Origin of the sequence: Salinivibrio sp. AR640 (assembly GCF_001995405.1) — a bacterium.
In the GTDB taxonomy this organism is placed as follows: Bacteria; Pseudomonadota; Gammaproteobacteria; order Enterobacterales; family Vibrionaceae; genus Salinivibrio; species Salinivibrio costicola.
Genome location: NZ_MUFD01000001.1, coordinates 14770 through 40422, shown reverse-complemented (window position 1 = coordinate 40422; position 25653 = coordinate 14770). Strand labels below are relative to the sequence as shown.

Sequence of the window (25653 nt, the reverse complement as noted above, 5' to 3'; positions counted from 1 at the left end):
TATGCTTTCCCAATATTTCCTTGCCAAACTGCTCTTTTTGCAAGTTCTTATAAAATGCTGATGATTTTTTGGTCGGCCTCTATGCGGACGTTGCGTCGTTCWTACACTATATATAGGGGTCGGCGTGTAAGTCGGTTACAAGATAGTGATATAGGCGCACTTTTGCAAGCCAATCTGACGGCCTTAGGGTGTGGATATCTTGGGGATGTTATCCTTAAAGTTAGTAACTACCAACCTACTGGCTCAAGGCCGCCAAGATTAATGAAAATTTCAATCACTGAAAGGCAAAAACTAGCAATAAAAAAAAATTATTTTGGTTGATCTTAGTCATGATCAGTGATCGGTTTTAACTGATTGAAAAGCCAGCAAACCCCACAAAATGTGGGGTGTGACTAGGATCCAAGAAAGGCGCTAAGCTGTGTTGGTGTGGTAAAAATATGATCTGCTTCCCAATTGCTAATTAGCGCCGGATCACCCACATATCCCCAGCCAGCAACAATCGACTTCATATTCGCTGCATGAGCCGCCCGAGTATCATTTTCGATATCTCCGACGTAGAAGCAGCACTCTGGCGCACAATCAAGCGTTTTGGCCGCTTTTAAAAGAGGTAATGGATGCGGCTTAGCGTGCGCATAAGTATCGGCACCCACAATCACTTGTGCCGCTTGCAGACGCGGAAAGTGGTCGAGTAACTGATGAGTGAGCCCTTCAGGCTTATTGGTCACAATGCCCCAACGCATCGCTAAATGCGCCAACTTATCCAGCAGTGCATCAATACCTGGATACACCTGCGTCCCTTGGCAAATCGCTTGGCCATAATGATAAAGAAAGCGCGCACGTAAGGCGATAGGATCTTGATGTTTTGCTCGCTCGCCAAATCCGGCCGTGAGCAGCCCTCGCGCCCCAAAACTGGTGTGGGTGTATATTTGCTCCGCGGTCAAAGGCGGCAGGTCAAATTCGGCTAAAACACGATTCGCAGCTTCACCCATATCGGGCGCAGTATCGAGCAGGGTGCCATCAAGATCAAAGAGGACGGTCGACGGAGTCATGCTAGCGTGCTTCCTTTTCAGTCGGTTAGGGGGCCTGAGTATGAACGAGATAATTCACATCGACATTGGCGTTCGACAACTTATAGGTGTCGAAAATCGGATTATAGTGCAACCCAGTCATATCTTGGGCATTGAGCGAGGTGTTATCAATCATCGTCATCAGCTCTGAGGGCCGAATAAATTTATGATGCTCGTGGGTGCCTTTCGGGACTAACTTCAGAATGTGCTCGGCACCGACAATCGCAAATAGCCAGGATTTTGTATTGCGATTTAAGGTTGAGAAAAAGACATGGCCACCCGGTTTAACCATTTGGGCACAGGCGTGAATGACAGAGGCGGGCTCAGGGACATGCTCCAGCATCTCCATACATGTCACTACATCGTATTGCTGAACAAAGTTACTGGCGTGTTCTTCGGCTGTTGATTGGATGTATTGAACATCGACGCCCGCTTCAAGCGCGTGGAGTCGGGCAACGGTGAGTGGCTCTTTACCCATATCTAAGCCGGTGACGTCGGCGCCTTCTTGCGCCATGCTTTCTGCAAGGATCCCGCCACCGCAGCCGACATCGAGCACCTTCTTACCAAATAGTCCACCGGCTTTGGCCATCACATAGTCAAGACGCAGAGGATTGATTTGGTGTAGAGGCTTAAACTCACCCTCTAAATCCCACCAACGTGATGCCATGTCTTCAAACTTTTGAATTTCTGCCGGATCGACATTTGATACCTGAGTCATAACTACAGCTTCCTTATCGGTTTTGCTGCATTATAGCGAAATCCAACACGATAAAAAGAAGCCTATTTATCAGCGCGACGTGATACATCAGGCCAGCGCGCTCAGACACCTTGTGGGCTTATATTCTTAAAAATGCATAGCCAGATACGGAAGTGGTGGGTTTTTATCCGTATAGACGCGCTCAGAGCGTCTACTAACGAGATCCGTGATACATCTTGGCCATATTCACGTGTCTCGTAGAAGGCTTTGTGTTATTCTCCGTAGTCACGTATTTGAATACGCAAACATTATTTTGAGGGATGTTGGCTCCATGAGCGATCTTGCTAAAGAGATCACGCCAGTCAATATCGAAGAGGAGCTGAAAAGCTCATACCTCGACTATGCAATGTCCGTCATTGTTGGCCGAGCTCTTCCTGACGTGCGTGATGGCCTAAAGCCAGTACACCGCCGCGTATTATTCGCGATGAACGTACTAGGCAACGACTGGAACAAGCCATATAAGAAATCGGCCCGTGTGGTCGGTGATGTGATCGGTAAGTATCACCCACACGGTGATAGTGCGGTTTACGACACCATTGTGCGAATGGCGCAGTCATTCTCGCTACGCTACAGGTTGGTAGATGGTCAAGGTAACTTCGGTTCTATTGACGGCGATTCTGCGGCGGCGATGCGTTACACCGAAGTGCGCATGGCAAAAATTGCCCATGAACTGCTCGCCGATCTTGATAAAGAAACCGTGGATTATGTGCCAAACTACGATGGCACCGAACAAATCCCGGATGTGTTGCCAACACGCGTACCTAACCTGCTCGTCAACGGTGGGTCAGGGATTGCGGTCGGGATGGCAACCAACATCCCACCTCACAACTTAACCGAAGTGGTTAATGGTTGTCTGGCTTACATCGATAACGAAGATATTACCATCGACGAGTTGATGGACTACATCCCAGGCCCTGACTTTCCAACCGCGGCAATGATCAATGGCCGTAAAGGGATTGAAGACGCTTATAAAACGGGCCGTGGTAAAGTTTACTTACGTGCCAAAGCGGATATCGAAACAGAAAAAAATGGTAAAGAGACCATCGTTGTTAACGAGATCCCTTACCAAGTCAACAAAGCGCGTTTGATTGAAAAAATCGCCGAGTTGGTAAAAGACAAAAAAATCGATGGTATTTCTGCACTGCGTGATGAGTCGGATAAAGACGGCATGCGGATTGTCATCGAATGTCGCCGCGATGCGGTTGCGGAAGTGGTTCTAAACAACCTTTACGCGCAAACGCAATTGCAGACATCGTTCGGTATCAACATGGTGGCGCTGGACAACAACCAGCCGAAGCTTTTCAACTTGAAAGAAATGTTGAAATGCTTTGTCAATCACCGTCGTGAAGTGGTCACACGTCGAACGGTTTACGAATTACGTAAAGCGCGCGATCGTGCCCATATCCTGGAAGGGCTCGCGGTCGCGCTTGCTAACATCGATGAAGTGATTGAACTGATTCGTCAAGCACCAACACCTGCTGTTGCCAAGCAAGAGTTACAAGACCAAGGTTGGAAACTCGGTGGCGTATCGGCGATGCTTGAAGCGGTTGGGGGCGAAAATGCCCGTCCTGAGTGGCTCGCGGCAGAATTTGGTGCCCGCGACGATGGGTCTTACTATCTCACTGAGCAACAAGCGCAAGCGATCTTGGATCTGCGTTTGCACAAGCTTACTGGGCTTGAGCACGAAAAGATCTTAGACGAGTACAAAGGGCTTCTAGAGCAAATCGCCGAGCTATTACACATCTTAGCGAGCACTGAGCGCTTGATGGAGGTCATCCGTGAAGAGCTGGAAGCGGTGCGTGATAGCTATGGTGATAAACGTCTAACTGAGATCACTGCGGCAAGTGCCGACATTGATATCGAAGATCTGATCAACCAAGAAGATGTGGTAGTGACGTGGTCACACGACGGGTACGTCAAGTACCAAGCGTTGAGTGACTATGACGCGCAACGTCGTGGCGGTAAAGGCAAATCGGCGACGCGCATGAAAGATGAAGACTTCATCGAGCGTCTATTGGTGGCAAACACCCACGACACCATCTTATGCTTCTCCACCCGTGGCCGCATGTACTGGCTGAAAGTGTATCAATTGCCGCATGCGTCACGTAATGCCCGTGGTAAGCCGATTGTTAACTTACTCCCGCTTGAAGACGGTGAGCGAATTACCGCTATTCTACCGGTGCGTGAGTACGAGGAAGACAAGTATGTCTTTATGGCAACCGCACACGGCACGGTGAAGAAAACGCCGTTGACCGACTTTAGTCGCCCACGTAGCGCCGGTATTATTGCGGTCAACTTACGTGACAACGATAGCCTGATTGGCGCGCAGCTCACCGACGATAGCAGCGAAGTCATGCTGTTCTCGCAATTCGGTAAAGTCGTGCGGTTTGTCGCCTCAAATGACACCGTGCGTGCAATGGGTCGTACCGCTGCAGGGGTGCGAGGTATTCGATTGGCCGAGAATGACCAAGTTGTCTCGCTGATTATCCCGCAAGCCGGCGCTGAGATCCTAACCGTCACCGAAAACGGCTTTGGTAAACGCACTGCTTTGGATGAATATCCGACCAAGAGTCGTGCAACCAAAGGGGTGGTATCGATCAAAGTCTCCGAGCGTAACGGTGATGTCGTGAGTGCCATTCAGGTGTGTGAAGGCGACGAGCTGATGATGATCACCAATGCGGGCACACTGGTACGTACTCGCGCCGAAGAAGTGAGCCAAGTGGGTCGAAATACCCAAGGTGTTCGTCTGATCCGCGTCAGCGATGACGAGAAAGTGGTTGGCCTACAGCGCATTGAAGAGCCTGATGAAGAAGAAATGGAAGCGCTAGCGAATGAAGCTGCTGCAACCCATAAATCAGAGGGTGTCGACACGTCGGACGAGGATGCTTCACCCACGGTGAATGATGATCAAGACGACGCGCCAGCGCCGGATGAGGATTCAAACACCTAATCGTGACTCGGTGTAAGATTAAAAAGGGTGCAGTGAACTGCGCCCTTTTTTATTGCCTATTGATTGGGTAGCGCTAAAAATATCCAGGCGTGCCAAGAAATCAGGGTGGAATGTGCCTTGGTGCCTTCAAAATGTGCGTGAAACGTGTTAAATCAATTACACGCCTTTTAAAACGAACGGCTTAAAACGTCTTTTTAAAACAACGAGTAGTCTTGCCGTCCAACGGACGCGGGAGATGACAAAAAGCAGGAGCCCCTCCCCAACATGGATAACGTCTATAACTTTTCAGCTGGCCCGGCGATGCTGCCGCGTGAGGTCATGCTTAAAGCCCAAAAAGAATTCATGAACTGGCAAGGCCTTGGCACGTCAGTAATGGAAGTTTCGCATCGCAGTGAGGCATTTTTATCTTTAGCTCGCCAGTCTGAGCAGGATCTGCGAGAACTGCTGGTTATTCCAGAGAATTATCACATTCTATTTTGCCAAGGTGGCGCACGTGCGCAATTTGCCGCAGTACCCATGAACCTCATGGGCAATCATACCATTGCTGATTACGTTGATGGCGGTTATTGGGCCGAGAGTGCCGTCAAAGAAGCAAAGCGCTATTGCACACCGAATGTAATTAACGTTCGACGCGAGCGTGACGGTAAGCGAGCTATCTCGCCAGCCAAAGATTGGTTGCTCAGTAGTGACGCTGCGTATGTGCATTTTTGCCCGAATGAAACCATTGATGGCATTGAAATTAACGATCTGCCCGACACCCATAAGCCGATTGTCGCCGACATGTCATCGACCATTTTGTCACGTCCGATCGACGTGTCTCAATATGGTGTTATTTATGCGGGTGCACAGAAGAATATTGGCCCTGCTGGACTCACACTGGTTATCGTGCGTGATGACTTACTGGGCTTGGCAAAAGATGTATTGCCAAGTGTGCTCAATTACAAAGTATTGGCCGATAAAGACTCCATGTTTAACACACCACCGACCTTTGGCTGGTATCTTGCGGCTGAAGTGTTTAAGTGGTTAAAACAACAAGGTGGTATTGAAGCGGTGTACGCGCGTAACCAACAAAAAGCGGCGTTGCTATACGATGCCATCGACCAGTCAAGCTTGTACCGGAACCAGATTCATCCTGACAACCGATCATTGATGAATGTGCCGTTTCAACTGGCCAATAGTGAGCTGGATGAAACCTTCCTCGCGGAAGCGACAGCGCAAGGCCTACATGCACTCAAAGGCCACCGTGACGTGGGTGGGATGCGAGCGTCTATTTATAACGCGATGCCACTAGAAGGGGTGCAAGCCCTCGTGGACTTTATGCATGAGTTTGAGAAAACGCACGGCTGATTCAACGTGTCCAGGTGAGATTTATCGAAAAGACCGCTTTTGTCGTGAAAGCGGTCTTTTTATTTCCCTTCTCGACACTTTGATAAAAATAATAATTGTGAGACCGCTTGTATTTTGGTTACTCTGGAGACACTAAGCATCACGGATATAAACCAGAATGGAGCAACTGACACTTTCCCCCATCTCTCATGTTAATGGTCAAATTAACCTACCTGGCTCGAAAAGCGTGTCTAATCGCGCCTTGCTGCTTGCCGCGTTAGCGTCAGGCACCACACGATTGACCAACCTACTCGATAGTGATGATATTCGGCATATGCTTAATGCATTTACCGCGTTAGGTGTGTCGTATCAACTGTCTTCGGATCGCACCGAATGTGTGGTAGAAGGGCTGGGACAAGCTTTTCAGGTCGACACCCCGCTTGAGCTATTTTTGGGCAATGCCGGCACAGCGATGCGGCCTTTAACTGCGGCACTGTGCCTGGGTAAAGGCGAGGTGACCTTGACTGGCGAACCAAGAATGAAAGAACGCCCGATTGGTCACTTGGTCGACGCGCTCAATGCGATCGGCGCCGATGTCCGTTATCTCGAGGCCGAAGGTTACCCGCCATTGCGCATCAAAGGCACAGGGTTAGCTGGCGGGGATGTCAACATCGATGGCAGTATCTCCAGCCAATTTCTGACTGCGCTGCTGATGGCTGCTCCGTTTGCGCGCCAAGAAACGCGTATTACTATCAAAGGCGATTTGGTCTCTAAGCCTTACATTGATATTACCCTTGCTATCATGGCGCAATTTGGTGTCGAGGTGCAAAACGACAACTATCAGCGTTTTGTCGTGCCGGCTGGTCAGCACTATTGCTCGCCTGGGCATTTTATGGTTGAAGGCGATGCATCGTCTGCCTCTTATTTTCTTGCGGCCGCGGCAATCAAAGGCGGTGAAGTTAAGGTCACAGGCATTGGACGGAAAAGTGTACAAGGTGATATCCAGTTTGCCGATGCGCTAGCCGCAATGGGCGCGGACATAGAGTGGGGCGACGATTACGTGTTAGCGCGCCGCAATACGCTACAAGGCGTGGATATGGATTTTAACCATATTCCCGATGCCGCGATGACCATTGGTGTCGCTGCGTTATTCGCAAACGGACCGACGCGCATTCGTAACGTATATAATTGGCGAGTCAAAGAAACCGATCGACTTCATGCCATGGCAACGGAGTTGAAAAAACTCGGCGCTGTGGTCGAAGAAGGTGACGATTATCTGTATGTTGAGCCACCTAAGCAACTTAAGCATGCGGCAATCGACACGTATGACGATCATCGCATGGCGATGTGTTTTTCGCTGGTGGCACTCAGTGATACGCCCGTTACCATCAATGACCCGGGTTGCACCTCAAAAACCTTTCCTGATTACTTCGACAAGCTAGCGGCGATCAGCGCTGACTGATGATAAAGCGTAAGGGTTTTTTATTGCTGCTGATATTGAGTCAGCAGCAATGATTTCCTTGTCCATTTCTTCTATAATGTGCACCGAATTATACAACCGCCCGTTTTCGTTAAAGCGTGATGCAAGCAAAAGCCTGATGCGACTAACAAGCATCATGTGACTAACAAGCATGATGTGACAAAACGGGTGCGTTGAGCGATCGAGACCAACGTGGAGAGATTTATGCCGATACAGGCGCCTGTCATTACAGTAGATGGACCAAGCGGTGCAGGAAAAGGAACCCTATGTATGCGACTGGCTGAAAAGCTCGGTTGGCACCTGCTCGACTCAGGAGCTATCTATCGGGTACTGGCTCTCGCAGCGATTCATCATGACGTTGATACCGAATCTGAAGAAGCACTGGTGCCACTGGCCGCCAACTTAGACGTGCAGTTTTTGGCCGAAGGAGACTTGGTGAAAGTGATCCTGGAAGGCGAAGATGTGTCCGGGACCTTGCGGACCGAGCAGGTAGGCAACCAAGCCTCAAAAGTGGCTGCGTTACCCCGGGTTCGTGAAGCATTATTACGCCGCCAGCGCGCCTTTGTTGGTGAGCCGGGGTTGATTGCTGACGGACGTGATATGGGAACGGTCGTGTTCCCGAAGGCGGCGGCTAAAATCTTTTTGGATGCCAGTGCAGAAGAACGCGCGCGTCGCCGTCAGCACCAGTTGCAAGGTAAAGGGGTTAATGTTACCTTTGAGCAACTTTTAAGTGAAATTCAAGAGCGTGATGATCGCGATCGCAACCGTGCGGTGGCACCATTGCGCCCTGCGTCTGACGCCTTAGAGCTAGATTCTACCTCGTTATCGATTGACGAGGTGATCGAGCAGGCGTTAGCGTTTATTGAAAGCAAATTATCGGCTGCATAAGCAGTCTATAACCGTTAGCTGCAAGGATGATAGCTGACATATTTTACAACCCCATGCGGTAGGATACCCGTGGACGTTTATCAAATTGAAGATTTTAAATATAATGACTGAATCTTTTGCTCAACTCTTTGAAGAGTCTCTAAAAGAAATCGAAACTCGCCCAGGTYCTATTGTTAAGGGTACTGTTGTTGCTATCGAGAACGGTTTCGTTCTGGTTGACGCAGGCCTGAAATCTGAATCGTCCATTCCGGCTGACCAATTCAAGAACGCTGCTGGCGAACTTGAAATTGAAGTAGGCGGTGAAGTCGATGTAGCCCTGGACGCAGTGGAAGATGGTTTCGGTGAAACTCAGCTTTCTCGTGAGAAAGCTAAGCGTCACGAAGCTTGGATCCAGCTAGAAAAAGCGTACGAAGAAGCTGAAACCGTTAACGGTGTTATTAACGGTAAAGTGAAAGGTGGTTTCACCGTAGAACTGAACGGCATCCGTGCGTTCCTACCGGGTTCACTGGTTGACGTTCGTCCAGTACGTGACACTTCTCACCTGGAAGGCAAAGAGCTCGAGTTCAAAGTAATCAAGCTTGACCAGAAGCGCAACAACGTTGTTGTTTCTCGTCGTGCGGTTATCGAGTCAGAAAACAGCGTTGAGCGTGACGAGCTGCTAGCTTCTCTGCAAGAAGGCATGGAAGTTAAAGGTATCGTTAAGAACCTGACTGACTACGGTGCGTTCGTTGATCTGGGCGGCGTTGATGGCCTGCTTCACATCACTGATATGGCGTGGAAGCGCGTTAAGCACCCATCAGAAATCGTTAATGTTGGTGACGAAATCAACGTTAAAGTTCTGAAGTTTGATCGTGAGCGTACTCGTGTATCACTTGGTCTGAAACAACTGGGTGAAGATCCATGGGTAGCCATTGCTAACCGTTACCCAGAAGGTCACAAGCTGACTGGTCGTGTAACTAACCTAACTGACTACGGCTGCTTCGTTGAAATCGAAGAAGGCGTTGAAGGTCTGGTACACGTGTCTGAAATGGACTGGACCAACAAAAACATCCACCCATCTAAAGTGGTTAACGTGGGTGACGAAGTTGAAGTTATGGTTCTGGACATCGACGAAGAGCGTCGTCGTATCAGCCTAGGTCTGAAACAGTGTAAAGCCAACCCATGGCAGCAATTCGCTGAAACTCAGAACAAAGGCGACCGCGTTACTGGTAAGATCAAGTCAATCACTGACTTCGGTATCTTCATCGGTCTAGACGGCGGCATCGACGGTCTGGTTCACTTGTCTGACATTTCTTGGAACGCAACAGGCGAAGAAGCCGTTCGCGAATACAAGAAAGGCGACGAGATCTCAGCAGTGGTTCTTCAGGTTGACGCAGAGCGTGAGCGCATCTCACTCGGCATCAAGCAGATGGAAGAAGACCCATTCAACAACTACCTAGCAGCCAACAAAAAAGGTGCTATCGTTAACGGTACGGTAACGGCTGTTGACGCGAAAGGCGCAACGGTTGAGCTGGCAGAAGGTGTTGAAGGTTATCTGCGTGCTTCTGAAGCATCGCGTGACCGTGTTGAAGACGCGACGCAAGTGCTTTCAGTTGGCGACAGTGTTGAAGCGAAGTTCACCGGTGTTGACCGTAAGAACCGCGTTCTTAACCTGTCTGTACGTCTGAAAGACGAAGCTGACGAGCAAGAAGCAGTAGCGAGCCTGAACAAAACCGAAGAAGGTTCTATCGGCAACGCTATGGCTGACGCGTTTAAAGCAGCGAAAAGCGAATAATGTATACGTTGAGGGGGAAATTTTCCCCCTCTGCACTTATACTGTTGAGAAACATACTAAAGCGGGGTGTTTATGACCAAATCTGAGTTGATTGAAAGACTCTGTAGTCAACAAACCCATCTATCTGCGAAGCAGGTAGAGGATGCCATTAAGGAAATCCTTGAGCATATGGCAAGCACACTAGAAAGCGGTGATCGTATCGAAATCCGTGGTTTTGGTAGTTTCTCACTACATTATCGCGCGCCTCGTGTGGGGCGTAATCCTAAAACAGGCGAAAAGGTCGAGTTAGACGGCAAGTACGTCCCTCACTTTAAACCTGGTAAGGAACTTCGTGATCGCGTTAACATTTATGGTTAATCGATAGACGCTGAAAAAAACGGCATGCTGTAAGTATGCCGTTTTTTTATGTCCGCTGATCATAGCTTGCGTGACGAATTTCCTGCATAATCATACCTCCTGTGTAAGATCTTATACCTACGACGACACGTTGTTATTGGGATTAATCTTAGTCCGAATAAAGCGTAAGCTAGGGGAAGGGTAACGACGACGTTTAGTATTGAAATCAAGCGTCAATGTTCACAATGGCAGGTGCCTCGCACTTTGTCTATCTACCATAACTGATCGGGCATTCGGCCTTTCGCAATGAGGGAATACTTGTGAAAATACTCGGCATTCTGTTTCTGGTATTATGCTTTTTGATCGCCTTGGCGCTAGGAGCGCAAAACCAAGCTGTGGTCAATTTTAACTATTTAATCGCTCAGGGTGAGTTTCGTTTATCCGTCATCTTGGGTATTGTCTTTGTCATCGGGTTTGGCATTGGCTGGCTCGTTTGCGGCGCACTATATCTCAAAGCCCGAATGACGGCTCGAGGACTACGTAAACAGGTGGAAAAGCAACGCAAAGAACTTGATAAGTTGCGTACGGACCCGCTTAAGGAACAATAATTCATGCTAGAGCTGTTGTTTCTGTTACTCCCGATTGCCGCCGGTTACGGCTGGTACATGGGTAACAGGAATGCTCGTCATCGACGGCAAGAACAGTCCCATCATTTGTCTCGCCAATATGTGGCGGGGCTCAATTTGCTGCTGTCTGAGCAATCAGATAAAGCGGTCGACTTATTTATCGAGCTTTTGCAGGTCGATAACGAAACCATTGATACTCACCTGGCGTTGGGCAACCTTTTTCGCTCTCGGGGTGAAGTCGACCGGGCAATCCGAATTCATCAAAACCTAATCGCTCGGCCCAATCTCACCTTAGATCAGCGCAACCTCGCGATGCAGCAGCTGGCTAAAGATTATATGGTTGCCGGCTTTTTTGATCGCGCCGAGAAAATCTTTGCAGAGCTGGTTGATGAGCCAGATTATCGCGAATTTGCCCTGCAGCAATTACTTGCCATTTCGCAACAAACGCGAGAATGGGAGCAAGCAATCGATACCGCAGCGAAGCTGGTCAAAATGGGCAAACATAAGCTGCGTAAAGATATCGCACATTTCCACTGTGAGCTTGCGATGCAGCAACTCGCTGAGGGTGATGAGCACAAGGCACGGCAATTGTTACGTCGTGCTTTGTCTTACGATAAAAGCTGTGTCCGAGCGAGCTTAAAATTGGCAAGACTCGACATTCAGCATGAAGATTACAAAGGGGCGCTCAAACAGCTCGAGAACATCTTAGAGCAGGATGCTGATTTTGTCAGTGAAGCGCTACCTTTGCTTGCAGAAAGCTATCGCGCCTTGGGACGAGAGATGCAGTTGGTGCGTTTTTTAAAAGAATGTATTGAAAAGAATGCAGGCGTCAGCGCCGAGCTAATGCTCTCTGAAGTGATTGGCAGCAACGAGAATATCGCCATGGCGCAGAGTTTTCTTACGCGCCAACTTACGCGTAATCCGACCATGCGCGGCTTTTATAAGTTAATGGAATACCATGTTGAGCAAGCCGAGGAAGGGCGAGCAAAAGCAAGCTTGAACACCTTAAAAGGCTTGGTCGCTGAACAAATGAAAGTGAAGCCTCATTACCGATGTCGTAAATGTGGTTTTTCCACGCATGCGCTTTATTGGCAATGCCCATCTTGCAAAAGCTGGGGCGCTATCAAGCCAATTCGAGGGCTTGATGGGGAGTAATGGCGATGCTTAGGCATCGCCGTTTTTTTATCGGTTAGTGCGGCATTATGCCGTTTATAAGCATTCAACGAGGAACGAGGAAACAACATGCACGACCCAAAAGTCATCGTGGCACTTGATTATGCAGATATGAACCAAGCGTTATCCTTTGCGGATAAAATCGAGCCAGGTTCATGCCGTTTAAAAGTGGGCAAGGAAATGTTTACCTTGTTTGGCCCAGCGCTTGTCAAACAGCTTCATGCAGGCGGACACGACGTCTTTCTCGACCTCAAGTTTCATGATATCCCCAATACCTGTGCCCGTGCTGTAGCGGCTGCGGCAGAGCTAGGCGTGTGGATGGTCAATGTGCATGCATCAGGAGGCGAGCGCATGATGAGTGCAGCACGCGAGGCGCTTGAACCATATGGAGGCAACCGTCCATTGCTTATCGGTGTCACCGTGTTGACCAGCATGACGGATGCGGATTTACGCCAAATTGGGGTACAACGCTCACCACAAGCGCAGGTGCAGCATCTTGCCAAGCTGACGCAACAGTCGGGTTTGGATGGTGTGGTGTGTTCAGCACAAGAAGCCAGTTTGCTTAAAGCGCAGTGTGGTGACACCTTTAAGTTGGTGACTCCAGGGATCCGTCCGGCTGGCAGTGCCGCAGGCGATCAGCGCCGAATTATGACGCCAGAAGAAGCGGTAAATGCAGGTTCGAATTACCTTGTCATTGGTCGACCTGTCACCCAAGCTGCCGATCCAGCCGCTGTGTTACATACGATTAATCAATCCCTACGCACTTGATGTGCCAGCTATCTAAGTCTTACCAGAGAAGGCACTAACAGATAACGCACTAACAGATAAAGCACCAACAGAGAAAGCATTCAAAGAGAAAGCATTAACAGAGAAGCATCAAGCAAGGAAAGCATGAGCGGCGGGCAGAGCCGGCCGCTCATGTTTGTATTACGGTCGCGCACCTGAGGATTTGCGAGAGCGCCTGTCTAATACCGGAGCGGTAAAGTGGCTATCGATAAGCCTTTGGGTGAGGCTATGCTGTGGGTTAGCAAACAGTGAGGCGGTATCGCCCGATTCAACCACTTCGCCTTTTTGCATCACCATCAACTTATCCGTCACATGTTTAATCACGCCCATGTGTTGCGACACATAGACATAAGATAATCCCATTTCTTCTTGTAGCTCGAGCAGCAGGTTGATGATCTGCGATCGCATTGACATATCCAAGCCATTTAATGCCTCATCGGCAACAATCACACTGGGTTGCAAAATTAACGCCCTTGCAAGCGAAACACGTTGCTTTTGACCGGTAGCAAGCATTTGCGGATAAAAATAAGCGTGCTCCGGGATTAGCCCGACCCGTAATAAGGTGTCTTTAATCCGTTTCCCACGCTCTTGGGGTGTCATATTGGTATTTCGACGCAAAGGCCCTTCCAATATTTGTCCAATTTGGTTGCGTGGGTTCAGCGAGGTATTCGGATCTTGAAAGATCATCCGTATGAGCTTGCAGCGTGTTTGATAATCTTTATAGCGGAGCGGATCGCCATTAACGCGGATTTGTCCCGCGGTCGGTTCAATCACGCCAGCAATCATTCGTGCTAAGGTTGACTTACCTGAGCCATTTTCCCCGACAAATGCAATTGTCTCGCCGACATCCAATGAAAAGGACACCGGCTTCACCGCATGGGTGACGCGCTTTTTTAGCCAACCAGACCGGTGATGATAGTCTTTCGATAGCCCATCAATTTCAAGAAGAGCGGCCATGCTTGTTCTCCATGTTGAGCGGGAAATGACAGGCAAATTTATGGTTTTTCACTTTCTCGGTTCGCGGTACTTCTACGCATTTACGCTGCGCATAAGGGCAGCGCGGGCCAAGTCGGCAACCAATAGGTAAATGTTGTAATGGCGGTATTGAGCCAGGCAGAGTTTCTAGTTTGCTTTTATGCGGGATCTCGCGGCTAAAATCCGGCATGGTCCGTAATAATGCGTCTGTATATGGATGATGGGGCGTGGTGAGTATTTGCTCTCGGTTTCCCGACTCCACAGACTGGCCACAATACATCACGGTAATTCTATCCGCCCAACGCGTAACCAAAGTCAGATCATGACTAATCAACAAAATGGTCGTGTTCGACAGCTGATTGGTGCGGCTGAGCAGTCGGAAAATTTGTGCTTGCGTGATGGGATCCAAATCATTGGTTGGTTCATCGGCAATTAATAATCGAGGGCGGTTAGCGATCGCCATTGCAATCATCACCTTTTGACATTCGCCATCGGTGAGCTCGTAAGGATAGCTGTCCATCACCCGCCGATGATCTTTTATCCCAACCTTATGGAGTAGGGCGATGGAATGCTGTTTACGCCAGTTTAAACGCTGCCACCAACTGCCAGAAAACGACGCGGGAGGAATCGCTTCTTCAAGCTGATGGCCCACCACTTCAGAGGGGTCCAGACAGGTCGATGGCTCTTGAAAGATCATCGCAATATCTTTACCCACCACGTGGCGACGCTCTCTGGCTGGTAGCTCCAGTAAATCAATATTGCCCAGCCTCAAACGGTCGGCGCTGACATGCCATTGATCTTTGGTCACACCGCAAATGGCCTTAGCGACCAAGCTTTTGCCTGAGCCCGATTCTCCTACCAGGCCACGAATTTCACCGTCATTAATGGTCAGGCTCATTCTATCAACCGCTTTCACCATCCCTTGAGGCGTTTCAATTTCGATGGTTAGGTGTCGAATATCTAATAACGGCATTATTCAGTTCCTGCGTTGATGGCTTGGCTGACGCCCTCACCGACAAGGTTAACAACCAACACGCTAAACGCAATGGCTATGCCGGGCAGGGTCACTGTCCAGGGGGCGGTAAAAATAAGCTCAATGGAATCACCGAGCATAGCGCCCCATTCGGGGGCTGGGGGTTGAGCCCCTAATCCTAGAAAACCCAGCGCGGCAACATCCAAGATCGCGACCGAGATTGCACGGGTTACTTCAGTACTCAATACGGTGACAATATTCGGCAAAATAGAATGGTGTAAAAGATAGATATTATTCGCGCCATCCAAGCGTGCGGCGATGATGTAATCTTTCTCTATTTCATCGTGGACCGCGGTATACACCGCACGAATAATTCGAGGGATCAGTGACAACCAAATCGCGAGCAATATCTGGGTTTCACCGACACCGAGAAAGGCGACCACAATGATCGCCAATAGCAGCGAAGGGATGGAAAGAATGCTGTCAAGAATGTGGTTTAACACACTGGACTTTAGCCCCTTGGTCATGCCTGCCAGCACACCAATAGCGATGCCGACCAACGACGCGGTTAATGCCGTTATCAGCGCCAATCCAAAGGTTAAGCGAGAGCCGGCAATTAAGCGCGATAGCATGTCGCGGCTCAAATCATCGGTGCCGAGAAAAAACTCAATCTGCCCAGACTGCACCCAAGAGGGTGGCATCAAAAGCTGACCCGTTTGATGTTGCGGGCTCCAAGGGGCGAGCAAGGGTGCAAAGAGGGTCACTAAGAGAAGCCCGGCTAGACACCAAAACCCAATCACAGCTAACTTATTGCGGCGAAAGGCAGTCCAAGTCCGCTCAAACTGAGTGGGAATATGCTGTTCAACGTAGACACTATTTGAGGGCATACCATTTCTTCCTTACCAGCGGATTCATAAACGCCCCTAGCACATCGGAGACAATATTAATCAATAAGACAAATCCACCAATCGCGAGCACGCCCGCCTGTACAGAGGTATAGTCTTTGACAAGGAGCGCATCGAGTAACCAACGCCCAATGCCTGGCCAGTTAAATACAGACTCGACAATAATCACAAAGGTCACCATGGTGGAAACCAATAATCCAAAATTGGGAATAATAGGCGGAATCGCGTTTTTCATTCCATGCCGAAGCACAATCTCGGTTTTCGATAGCCCTTTAGTGGCCGCGGCTTTAATGTAATTCTGACTCATCACATAGGCCATTGAGTTTCTGACCATCTTAATAATTTCAGTTGTCGGAACCACGGCAAGCGTCAGTGTCGGGAGAGCAAGATGACGCATAATATCGGTCGCGACTTTTCCCTGGAGCGGTAAATCCGAGAGCCATAAATCGACTAACGCAAACCCAGAAATATGCGGAATCTCATACAAAAGGTTGTAGCGGCCTGATACGGGGAACCATTGTAAGTCGAGTGAGAACACCATAATCAGTAAGATGGCTAACCAGAATGTCGGAATCGAAAATACCACGACAGCGAGGGATGAAATCACTTTATCAGTGGGGCCTTGGCTACGCAGCCCTGCGAGCGTGCCGAGCGGTACGCCGACCATCACGCTAATGACCAGCGCTGAAATACAGAGCTCTAAAGTCGCCGGTGCGACATGGGCAAGAATATTGACCACTGGCTCCCCGTTAGCCGCAAGCCCTAGGTTTCCATCAATGAGTTGGCGTAGATAATAAACCCACCCTAACCAATAGTCATATTGGTGCCATCCTGAATCAGGCGACAATAAAATGATGTTATAAGCGACCAAGGTGAGGATCACCAAGGTGATCAAAAATAAGTTGAAGCGTCGTAAGGTATAAATCAGCATGGTTTAGCGCTCCCGTGACACATCAGCAAAACTGTCTGCCCCAAAGGGTGTCATCGTGAGCCCGGTTAAATGTGCATCACGGACTTGGTGTTGAATACCATGGGCAAGTGGCACCACCGGCATCCGACGGTCAAGAATGGTTTGTGCGTCCTGGTATAAGGTTTTGCGCATGGCCATATTGTCTGTCGCAATTGCCTCATTTAAGGTTTGATCGAAAAAGCGGTTACACCAATTGGCGATATTCCACCCCGTGAACTTGGCATTGCAAGTCAGTAATGGGCGTAAAAAAGCATCAGGATCCCCATTATCGGCCACCCAACCGGTAAGCACCATACCGTGACTGTCATCGCCTTCCCGAATCGATGCGCGGTTAACGGTTTTTTCTGGAATGATATTTACGTCTATGCCAATTTCTCCCAGATCGGCCTGGATCAGTTCGGCGGTTTTACGCGGACTTGGATTAAACGCCGTGGGCTTTAATGGCACCGTTAAATCAACACTGAACCCATGGCGATACCCGGCTTTGGCGAGCAGGGCCGCTGCGAGCTTGGGATCATGTTGGCTTTGCTGATTAGGGTCATACGCCCAGGACATCGGTGGCAACAAGCTGGTGGCAGGTGTGCCTGTGCCATAATACACCGAGCTTAGTAAGGCGCCGCGATTAATCGCCAGATTGATCGCCTGACGAACCTCCACCTGCGAAAGCGCTGGATGGCGGGTGTTGAGCGCAATAAACGCCACGTTCATCCCCGTTTGAGATGATAAACGAAAGCGCGGATCATTCACCACGACGGGTAACTGACTGGCAACGGGAGAGGCGAGCACATCACATTCACCCGTCAGCATTTTTGCCAAGGTGCCCGTTCCTCGGGTTGAAATATCAAAGACCACCTGCTCCATCGGGGCGGGACCTTGCCAATATTGCCAGTGGCGGCGCAGACGAATTAATTCACGAGGCTGATATTCAGCCATAGCAAACGGGCCGGTGCCAACCGGGTAGGCGTCGATCTTTTCTGGTGTACCGGCGGCTAATAATTGGTTGGCATATTCTTTTGAAAGAATCACCGAAAATTTGGTGGCCAGTGTAGAAAGAAACGACACATCGGGTCGCGAGAGGGTAAATTGCACACGATAGGTATCGGTCGCTTTGACACTCGAGACTAAACTTGAAAAATCCATGCTATCGAACCATGGATATTGGCCGCCAGAAATGCGATGAAAAGGGTGACGGGGGTTAATCAAGCGCCGAAAAGAGAAAACAACGTCCTCAGCATTGAGGTAACGAGACGGCGTAAAGGTCACACTGCGATGAAAAGCCACACCACGACGGAGCACAAAGGTATAGGTTTTACCGTCATCACTGACCTCCCAACTTTTCGCGAGCATGGGCTCGGGTTGGTAGGTGTCAGGGTTCAGCTGAAGCAGGCGATCGTACAGCTGGCTCGATAAGGTGTCTGCGGTCAGGCCGCCATCGGTCAACTGAGGGTTAAATGTGTTCGGTTGGCCTGGGCCACAAAACACAAAACCACGGTTGTCGGCCGCACGTTGATCGTTAGCCGCATCACAACCTGCGAGAAGCAGACCGCTCACGCCCAGGATCAAAAACTGGAAAAAAACGCGCATAAACCAAGTAAAATCAGCTATCAAAATGAATCCCGTAATCTACCACCGAAACGGTCTTACCACCAAGTAAAGTAAGGGTTATCTTGCGTTTCTGTGTCCGTGAGTTGTCCCTGTGCCGATAAAGGTTGAGCAACCACAAGATTAGTTATCTTGTCCCACGTTATGCTTGCGCAACAGCCCCCTAAATTGATGGTAGCTTAGGCCGAGTAACTGCGCGGCCTTCCTCTGATGATAGTTGGCTTGCGACAACGCCGCTGTGACCAAATCGCGTTCTTGTGTGGTTTGCCACTCACGCAGATCAAGAGGAAAGGCTGGCAGTGAACCTTTGACCGCTGAAGGAGCATGTGTGGATTGCTGAGGCTGCCAAGGCGGTGAAAATGGGTCAAGACAAATCGTATCGATGGGTGTGGTGGCATCATTATGGCGCGAAAGCGCCCGCTCAACTGCATTTTTCAGCTCTCGCACATTACCTGGCCAGGAGTGTGTTAGCAATTGTGCTTGGGCCGGTTGCGAAAAGCCCGCAAATAATGGATAACCGAGCTCAACCGCCATTTTCATGGCAAAGTGCTCGGCCATGATCAAGATATCCTGCTGGCGCTCGCGAAGCGGGGGAAGATGGATAACGTCGAAGGCGAGCCGGTCCAGCAGATCAGGACGAAATTGGTTGTCTTGTGCAAGCGCGGGTAGATCTTCATTGGTGGCGCACACCAGCCGAACATCTGCGCGCAAAGGCGTGGTGCCGCCAACACGTTCATATTCGCCATACTCAATCACACGGAGTAACTTTTCCTGAACGCCCTGAGGCGCGGTAGCAATCTCGTCCAAGAATAGAGTTCCGCCCTCAGCGCGCTCAAATCGGCCCGCATGTCGGCCTTTGGCACTGGTAAAAGCACCGGCCTCATGGCCAAAGAGCTCAGAATCGATCAGCCCCTCGCTTAGCGCCGCACAGTTCAAGCTCACAAGCGGTTGTGACCAACGGGTTGAGAGGTAATGAAGACGCTGCGCGATTAACTCCTTCCCGGTGCCGCGCTCACCCATAATCAGAACCGGACGGTTGAGCGGGGCCAGCCGACTAACATGGTCTAACACGGCTAAAAAACGGTCGGACTCCCCCAGTAAGTTATCTTGTTCTCGCATGGCGATTTTTACCAAATAGTGGTTTTATTCATCATGAACGGTTTAGAAGGCCGACGCAACTGCTTTTAACCGATTGAAAAATAGTGCATAAAAAGTTGGCATACCGTTTGAATAAGTGTGAGCAGGTTTAAACAAACTTGAACAAATAGAAGGAGTCAGTAATGGGAATCTTTTCTCGTTTTGCAGATATCGTCAATGCCAACGTCAACGCCTTGCTCGATAAGGCGGAAGATCCACAAAAAATGATCCGTTTGATCATTCAAGAAATGGAAGACACCTTGGTAGAGGTGCGGACATCATCAGCGAAAGCGCTGGCAGATAAAAAAGAAGTCGCGCGTAAGATTGAAAACATCGAACGCCAAATTCAAGACTGGCAGGAAAAAGCCTCGCTAGCGCTGCAAAAAGATCGAGAAGATCTCGCGCGCGCTGCCTTGATCGAAAAACAGAAAGCGCATGATGTGAAAGTCGCACTCGATGAAGAGCTGAGTTTAATTGCGGAAAGCGTTGAAAAACTGAGTGGTGAAATTGCAGCGCTTGAGACCAAGCTGAGCGAAACGCGGGCACGTCAGCAATCGCTGAGCATTCGCCGTGAGACTGCGGGCAATCGTCGTGATGTACGTCGTCACCTCGGCAGTGGTCGTGCGGACGAAGCAATGGCGAAATTTGAACAATACGAGCGCCGTATTGACGAACTTGAAGCGGAAGCCGACAGTTATCAAGTTGGCAAAGGCAAAGGACTAGACGACGAGTTCGCGGATCTTCAAGCCCAAGACGAAATTGAGAAAGAGTTGGCGTCTTTAAAAGCCAAAATGAAAGATAATCAATCATAACCAATACGACGAGGAGCGGACATGTCATCACTATTTCTTGGCTTTCCACTGGCGATATTTTTACTGTTCGTCGCCCCGCTATGGCTGTTGCTGCATTACCGCAGTAAACGCCAAGTTGAGCAGGGCTTAAGTGGGCAAGATTACGAAACGTTACAGCAGCTGGCTCAGCGCGCTGAAAAACTGCAAGCCCGTGTGGATAACTTAGAGCGCTTGCTTGATGCTGAAGCGCCACAATGGAGGCAACGCGCATGAGGGGAACCTTATATCGAGATCCAGACAACGGCCGCATTGCCGGTGTGTGCGCCGGCCTTGCCAACCACTTTGGGATGGAAACCTGGTTAGTGCGGATCCTGACGGTCTCCGCGTTTTTGCTCGGCTTCGGTTTTTTTGTGGTGGTGGCCTACATCGCCGCCGTGCTGATCTTAGATAAAAAACCGGCGCAAGAACACGAAACGGTTGAGCCGGCTCAAGCGGCGCCAGCGCATCAGGTGAAACAAAAGCCATGGCAGTCGGGCAAGTCAGCCAGCCAACTGATCCGTGATCTCAACGGCGAGTTCACGCAAATGGAAGACAAGATCACTCAGATGGAAGCCTATGTGACATCATCAGCGTTTAACGTTGATCAAGCGTTTAAAAAGCTATAATCCGCCTCAACTTATCAGAACACGCATTTAACTATGCACAGCGGCTGCCTGTCGTAGGCAGCTTGGCTGATCAAGGAGCCATAAAAACTTATGCCATCAGTGAAAAGGCGCGTAAAGCAGTGGGCTAGCCGAGGCGCTGACCGTCATGTTCGTCTTGCGGTTACTGGCCTCTCGCGTGCGGGAAAAACGGCCTTTATTACCTCACTCATTAACCAGCTGACGCATTTGGGGACCGAGCCTCATTTGCCGTTAATGCAACTGGTGCAGCAGGGACGTGGATTAGGGGCGCGTCGAGAGCCACATCCACATATGCACTTGCCCGCGTTTGATTACGACTCTGCCATGCAGGCGCTACATAGTACTCCGCCGGCGTGGCCGTCACCCACGCGTGATGTCAGTGAAGTACGCCTAGCCGTGCGGTATCGGCCCCAGTCTGCCGCACTGAGAGCGATTAACGACATGGCGACCTTGTACGTTGATATTATTGACTATCCCGGAGAGTGGCTGCTCGATTTACCCTTGTTGAGTCAAACCTACTCGCAATGGTCAGCTAAACAGTCGGGATTATTGACCGGGCGTCGTGGCGAGCTTGCTGGCACGTGGACAACCAAAGCCGCGGCACTCGACCCGTTTGCACCTGCAGATGAAAAAAAGCTGGCTGAGATTGCTGCCGACTACACGGCCTTTTTACACCAGTGTAAAGCACATGGCGGGCTGCATTGGGTGCAACCTGGCCGGTTTGTGCTCCCCGGGGAACTGGCTGGTGCACCTGTGGTGCAGTTCTTTCCTTGGGTTGGCTCGGACAATGAACAGGATTTGGCCAAAGCAGGGAAAGACTCCAACTATGGGGTACTCAAAGCGCGCTACGACTATTACTGTGAACATGTGGTTGCCCATTTCTACCGCGAACACTTTGCCAAAATTGATCGCCAAGTCATCTTGGTCGACACTTTACAACCGTTGAACGCTGGGCCCGCTGCGTTTCACGATATGCGCCTCGCCGTTGAGCAGCTCATGCAAAGCTTTAAATACGGCAAGTCAGGGTTACTCAAACGGCTGTTTTCGCCCCGTATCGATAAAGTGTTGTTTGCCGCTACCAAAGCCGATCATGTGACCCCCGAGCAACATCCAAACTTGGTGAGCCTGTTGCAACAAATTGTTCATCAAGCATGGCAACAGGCGGCGTTTGAAGGCATTGATATGCGCTGCCAAAGTGTCGCCGCGATTGAAGCAACCACACCGGGCTATGTCTCGGTAAAAGGCAGCAGCCAAAGCGCGTTAAAAGGCCATTTGGCCGATAACAGCCCAGTGACGTTATATCCGGGAGAAGTACCGGCTCAGTTACCGGAAGATGCCTTCTGGCAGGATCAAGGGTTTGACTTCCCGTCGTTTCGTCCGCAACCCGCGCCGCTCGATGCCCCTTTGCCACATATCCGCATGGATAAAGCCTTGGATTATTTGCTTGGCGACAAATTTCGATAAATGAGGTAGTCATGACCCAATATAAGCCAAAACAAACCTTTGCACAGGATGCCGAGATAGACCAGACGGCATTAGATAGCCGGATACAACAAGGCACCACGTTTGAATCGGACCATGATTTTACGCCGGCGGCGAGTACTGAATGGGAAGCCTCGCTTGATGCAACGCTCGCCCTCTCGTCACGCAAGCGACGCCGAGTGTGGCCATTTCTTATGTTGGCAACCATGCTACTGGCATTGTGGCAATCCGCTGACAGTGTGTATCAAAGCTGGCTAGCGCAAGATTGGCTTAGCCTTGGCTGGCAAGGTTTGTTGATCGCCATCGCCACGACTGGATTGGTGATGCTGGGTAAAGAATGGCGCGCGATGCGTCGTTTGCTGCAACGCGATGCTGTTCGCCAACAGGCTGAGCAACTGCTGGCCAGTGATGCGGTCGGGCAGGGCGAACACTTTTGTCGTCAGTTAGCGGAGCAAACTGGACAAGTACAGCGTCCAGCTTTTACACAGTGGCAGCAAGCGATCACGGCAACCCATAACGACAGCGAAATTTTAGGCCTTTATGAGCAACAGGTACTCAGCGCTCAAGATAAGGCAGCGCGCGCCTTGGTGACGAAACACTCGCAAGAGGCGGCCTTAATGGTGGCCGTTAGCCCATTGGCGGCCGCCGATATGTTACTGGTTGCGTGGCGAAATTTTCATTTAATGACCAAGATTGCCAACGTGTATGGCATTCAACTTGGAGTCAAAGCCCGATTGAGTTTACTTAAAATGGTTCTCACCAACATGGCGCTTGCCGGCGCGAGTGAGGCCATGACCGATGTTGGCTTTGATGTCCTTTCAGTGAACCTCGCTGGACGTGTTTCTGGCCGCGTCGCCCAAGGGTTGGGGGTTGGTTTGCTCACGGCTCGCCTTGGATTAAAAACCATGACCCTGATGCGGCCACTGCCTTGGCATGGGCAAGCGGCCCCGAGCTTGTCACAGTTGCGGCGCGAGCTGGTAAAACGGCTAATGGGTAAAAGCCCAACCCCCGGCGAATCACCCCACTGACGCGAATGCGTGTAGCACGCGTGGTGACACGTTCTTGGTGGCGCTCTTGGTGACGCTCTTGGTAACATGCTCTTAGTAACAGGCTCTTGGTGACATCGTAGCCCATTGCGCTCTGTCACCTTATGTTTTTATTTATAATATAATCAAAAGTTTAAACGGCAAAAGTCTGTGCTACAAACGTGATGTCGCAAGGCAAAAATGGCATCAGGGCTTGACTGTTAACCCTAACCCGCTCAAACTTCGCCTCAGTGTCAACTTATCCTGACAGCTAATCCGGCGCATGAAAAAATACTGACGATTGCTTTTGTAACGTCTTGATCAGAGCAGGTTTTAATCACCTCATCCCATCTTGTTCTGCGCCGGTATTGGGTATCACTGTCACGTTACAGGAATCCATTATGAGACTGAAAGTCTGTTGTGAAGATAGGATCGGACTGACCCGCGAACTGCTTGATATTCTGGTTCGCCGCGATATTGATCTACGCGGGATCGAAATCGACCAAGTCGGGATTATCTATCTGAACTGCCCTGAAATTGAATTTGAAGCCTTTAGTCAGTTGATGTCTGAAATTCGACTGATTTCTGGGGTCACCGATGTGCGCAAAGTCCAGTTCTTGCCTGCCGAGCGCGAGCATAAAGAGCTACGTGCTTTGGTCGAAAGCCTGACCGATCCTGTGGTCTCGATCAACCTCGACGGCTACATCGATATGGCCAATAAAGCGGCACAAGATCTGATTGGATCCAGTGAGCATCAGCTTATCGACGAGCATGCGAACACCGTGTTTCCTGACTTTCAGTTTGCCCATTGGCTGGAAAAAGAAGAAGCCAGCCAAAGCTGTAGGATGGTGGTGATGGCTGGCCTCGACTTCCTCATGGAAGTGATGCCTGTTCATATCAACGATGAAAGCGAACAGCCTGTGCTCGTGAGCGCCGTGGTCCAACTGAAACAAGTGGCGCTGAATAACACCCCGCAAACGGTTTTCCGCACGCCTAGCGACCATGGTTTTGAGCACCTCGTTGGCCAATCCAACAAGTTTAAGCAGCTGATGAGCCAAGCTAAAAAATTAGCGATGCTCGACGCGCCACTGTTGGTACAAGGCGAAACCGGAACAGGCAAAGAGATGATTGCGCGCGCTTGCCATCGGCATTCACTGCGGGCAGACAAACCCTTCTTGCTGGTGAACTGCGTGTCGATGCCTGATAACGCCGCTGAAACCGAGCTGTTTGGCATGGCCGCCGCAGAAGAGGGCGGTAGCGCGAAAAAAGGGATTTTAGAGCAAGCGGACGGCGGCACCGTCTTCCTATATGAAGTCGGTGAAATGAGCCGTCACCTGCAGGTAAAACTGCTGCGCTTTATGCAAGACGGCACCTTCCGTCGGGTCGGTGAAGAGCGTGAAATGCAGGTCGATGTGCGGGTGATTTGCTCAACGCAGAAAAATTTACCTGAGCTGGTGGCCGCGCACCAATTCCGCGAAGACCTCTTTTATCGCCTTAATGTCTTATCTCTGACGGTTCCACCGCTGAGAGAACGTTCTGCGGATGTGATGCCACTTGCGCAGCTATTTATTAAACAATTTGCCGCCGATTTGGGCCAATCCAAGCCAAGCATCGATGACGCGCTTGCAGACTACCTGACCCACTATGCATGGCCGGGCAATATCCGCCAGCTTCGCAATGTGTTATTGCATGCGATGACCCAAATCGATGCCGACGTGATGACGATAGACGATGTGCAGTTACCAGAAATCGAAAACACTCAGTTTCTGAGTGAAGAGTCGATTGATGGATCGTTGGACGAAATCATGAAGCGTTATGAGTCTGGCATATTGCATAACTTGTACCGAAGCTACCCTTCCACGCGTAAACTGGCTAAGCGGCTGGATGTCTCGCATACCGCTATCGCCAATAAACTGCGCGACTATGGCATTGGTAAGAAATAACGCG

Annotated in this window: 22 protein-coding genes and 1 pseudogene; 15 read left to right on the top strand and 8 right to left on the bottom strand. The window is 50.1% G+C overall.

The genetic code is table 11. The features are described 5' to 3' along the window. Positions 1–392 precede the first annotated feature (392 nt). Positions 393–1049: a phosphoglycolate phosphatase gene (gene gph, locus BZG75_RS00175; protein ID WP_077575843.1), complete on the bottom strand. Its 657-nt coding sequence runs from the start codon at positions 1047–1049 to the stop codon at positions 393–395. 25 nt (positions 1050–1074) lie between these two features. Then, positions 1075–1785, bottom strand: a complete 711-nt coding sequence (gene ubiG / locus BZG75_RS00170) for a bifunctional 2-polyprenyl-6-hydroxyphenol methylase/3-demethylubiquinol 3-O-methyltransferase UbiG (protein WP_077575842.1) — start codon at positions 1783–1785, stop codon at positions 1075–1077. Between the two features lie 310 nt (positions 1786–2095). Between ubiG and gyrA the strand changes: the two genes are divergently transcribed. The 9 genes from gyrA (at position 2096) to pyrF (ending at position 13145) form a co-directional block, all read left to right on the top strand. Then, the gene (gyrA, locus tag BZG75_RS00165; protein ID WP_077575841.1) at positions 2096–4774 is read left to right on the top strand and encodes a DNA topoisomerase (ATP-hydrolyzing) subunit A; all 2679 of its coding nucleotides are present in this window, start codon (positions 2096–2098) and stop codon (positions 4772–4774) included. Between the two features lie 264 nt (positions 4775–5038). Continuing rightward, the gene (serC, locus tag BZG75_RS00160) at positions 5039–6121 is read left to right on the top strand and encodes a 3-phosphoserine/phosphohydroxythreonine transaminase (RefSeq protein WP_077575840.1); all 1083 of its coding nucleotides are present in this window, start codon (positions 5039–5041) and stop codon (positions 6119–6121) included. A gap of 157 nt (positions 6122–6278) precedes the next feature. Then, complete coding sequence (aroA, locus tag BZG75_RS00155) at positions 6279–7562, top strand: 3-phosphoshikimate 1-carboxyvinyltransferase (protein ID WP_077575839.1); 1284 nt, start codon at positions 6279–6281, stop codon at positions 7560–7562. Positions 7563–7784: 222 nt separating this feature from the next. Then, complete coding sequence (cmk, locus tag BZG75_RS00150) at positions 7785–8468, top strand: (d)CMP kinase (protein WP_077460208.1); 684 nt, start codon at positions 7785–7787, stop codon at positions 8466–8468. Between the two features lie 103 nt (positions 8469–8571). Beyond that, on the top strand, positions 8572–10242 hold the full coding sequence (rpsA, locus tag BZG75_RS00145) for a 30S ribosomal protein S1 (protein WP_077575838.1): 1671 nt from the start codon (positions 8572–8574) through the stop codon (positions 10240–10242). Positions 10243–10314: 72 nt separating this feature from the next. After that, positions 10315–10599, top strand: a complete 285-nt coding sequence (ihfB, locus tag BZG75_RS00140) for an integration host factor subunit beta (RefSeq protein ID WP_021022390.1) — start codon at positions 10315–10317, stop codon at positions 10597–10599. Between the two features lie 299 nt (positions 10600–10898). Further along, positions 10899–11186: a LapA family protein gene (locus BZG75_RS00135; protein WP_021022389.1), complete on the top strand. Its 288-nt coding sequence runs from the start codon at positions 10899–10901 to the stop codon at positions 11184–11186. Positions 11187–11189: 3 nt separating this feature from the next. Beyond that, positions 11190–12359, top strand: coding sequence for a lipopolysaccharide assembly protein LapB (gene lapB, locus BZG75_RS00130; protein WP_021022388.1), 1170 nt, complete (start codon positions 11190–11192; stop codon positions 12357–12359). Between the two features lie 87 nt (positions 12360–12446). Next, on the top strand, positions 12447–13145 hold the full coding sequence (gene pyrF / locus BZG75_RS00125) for an orotidine-5'-phosphate decarboxylase (RefSeq protein WP_077575837.1): 699 nt from the start codon (positions 12447–12449) through the stop codon (positions 13143–13145). A gap of 159 nt (positions 13146–13304) precedes the next feature. On the opposite strand, the pseudogene BZG75_RS00120 reads toward pyrF, so the two are convergent. The 6 genes and pseudogenes from BZG75_RS00120 to pspF all read right to left on the bottom strand — a co-directional run. Further along, a pseudogene (locus BZG75_RS00120) lies at positions 13305–14006 on the bottom strand (peptide ABC transporter ATP-binding protein); the annotation flags it as partial. Between the two features lie 97 nt (positions 14007–14103). Further along, positions 14104–15111, bottom strand: a complete 1008-nt coding sequence (locus BZG75_RS00115; protein ID WP_021022385.1) for a peptide ABC transporter ATP-binding protein — start codon at positions 15109–15111, stop codon at positions 14104–14106. Next, a complete protein-coding gene (gene sapC / locus BZG75_RS00110; protein ID WP_021022384.1) occupies positions 15111–15998 on the bottom strand; it encodes a putrescine export ABC transporter permease SapC in 888 nt (295 codons plus the stop codon). Before sapC ends, BZG75_RS00115 begins: the two co-directional genes overlap by 1 nt. Next, the gene (locus tag BZG75_RS00105; protein ID WP_021022383.1) at positions 15985–16947 is read right to left on the bottom strand and encodes an ABC transporter permease; all 963 of its coding nucleotides are present in this window, start codon (positions 16945–16947) and stop codon (positions 15985–15987) included. Before BZG75_RS00105 ends, sapC begins: the two co-directional genes overlap by 14 nt. 3 nt (positions 16948–16950) lie before the next feature. After that, positions 16951–18570: an ABC transporter substrate-binding protein SapA gene (gene sapA / locus BZG75_RS00100; protein ID WP_077575836.1), complete on the bottom strand. Its 1620-nt coding sequence runs from the start codon at positions 18568–18570 to the stop codon at positions 16951–16953. A 141-nt stretch (positions 18571–18711) separates the two neighbouring features. After that, positions 18712–19707: a phage shock protein operon transcriptional activator gene (pspF, locus tag BZG75_RS00095; RefSeq protein ID WP_021022381.1), complete on the bottom strand. Its 996-nt coding sequence runs from the start codon at positions 19705–19707 to the stop codon at positions 18712–18714. A gap of 161 nt (positions 19708–19868) precedes the next feature. On the opposite strand from pspF, the gene pspA reads away from it, so the two are divergent. The 6 genes from pspA to tyrR all read left to right on the top strand — a co-directional run bounded on the left by pspA (position 19869) and on the right by tyrR (position 25649). After that, positions 19869–20537: a phage shock protein PspA gene (gene pspA, locus BZG75_RS00090; protein ID WP_021022380.1), complete on the top strand. Its 669-nt coding sequence runs from the start codon at positions 19869–19871 to the stop codon at positions 20535–20537. Between the two features lie 21 nt (positions 20538–20558). Beyond that, positions 20559–20789 (top strand): envelope stress response membrane protein PspB, encoded by a 231-nt coding sequence (gene pspB, locus BZG75_RS00085; protein WP_021022379.1) that lies wholly within the window; start codon positions 20559–20561, stop codon positions 20787–20789. Further along, positions 20786–21181 carry an envelope stress response membrane protein PspC gene (gene pspC, locus BZG75_RS00080; protein WP_021022378.1) on the top strand — a complete coding sequence of 132 codons (396 nt, stop codon included), beginning with the start codon at positions 20786–20788 and terminating at the stop codon, positions 21179–21181. Before pspB ends, pspC begins: the two co-directional genes overlap by 4 nt. Before the next feature lie 90 nt (positions 21182–21271). Next, a complete protein-coding gene (locus tag BZG75_RS00075; protein WP_077575835.1) occupies positions 21272–22663 on the top strand; it encodes a YcjX family protein in 1392 nt (463 codons plus the stop codon). Positions 22664–22674: 11 nt separating this feature from the next. Beyond that, on the top strand, positions 22675–23709 hold the full coding sequence (locus tag BZG75_RS00070) for a YcjF family protein (protein ID WP_077575834.1): 1035 nt from the start codon (positions 22675–22677) through the stop codon (positions 23707–23709). Positions 23710–24107: 398 nt separating this feature from the next. After that, the gene (gene tyrR, locus BZG75_RS00065) at positions 24108–25649 is read left to right on the top strand and encodes a transcriptional regulator TyrR (protein ID WP_077575833.1); all 1542 of its coding nucleotides are present in this window, start codon (positions 24108–24110) and stop codon (positions 25647–25649) included. Positions 25650–25653 lie beyond the last annotated feature (4 nt).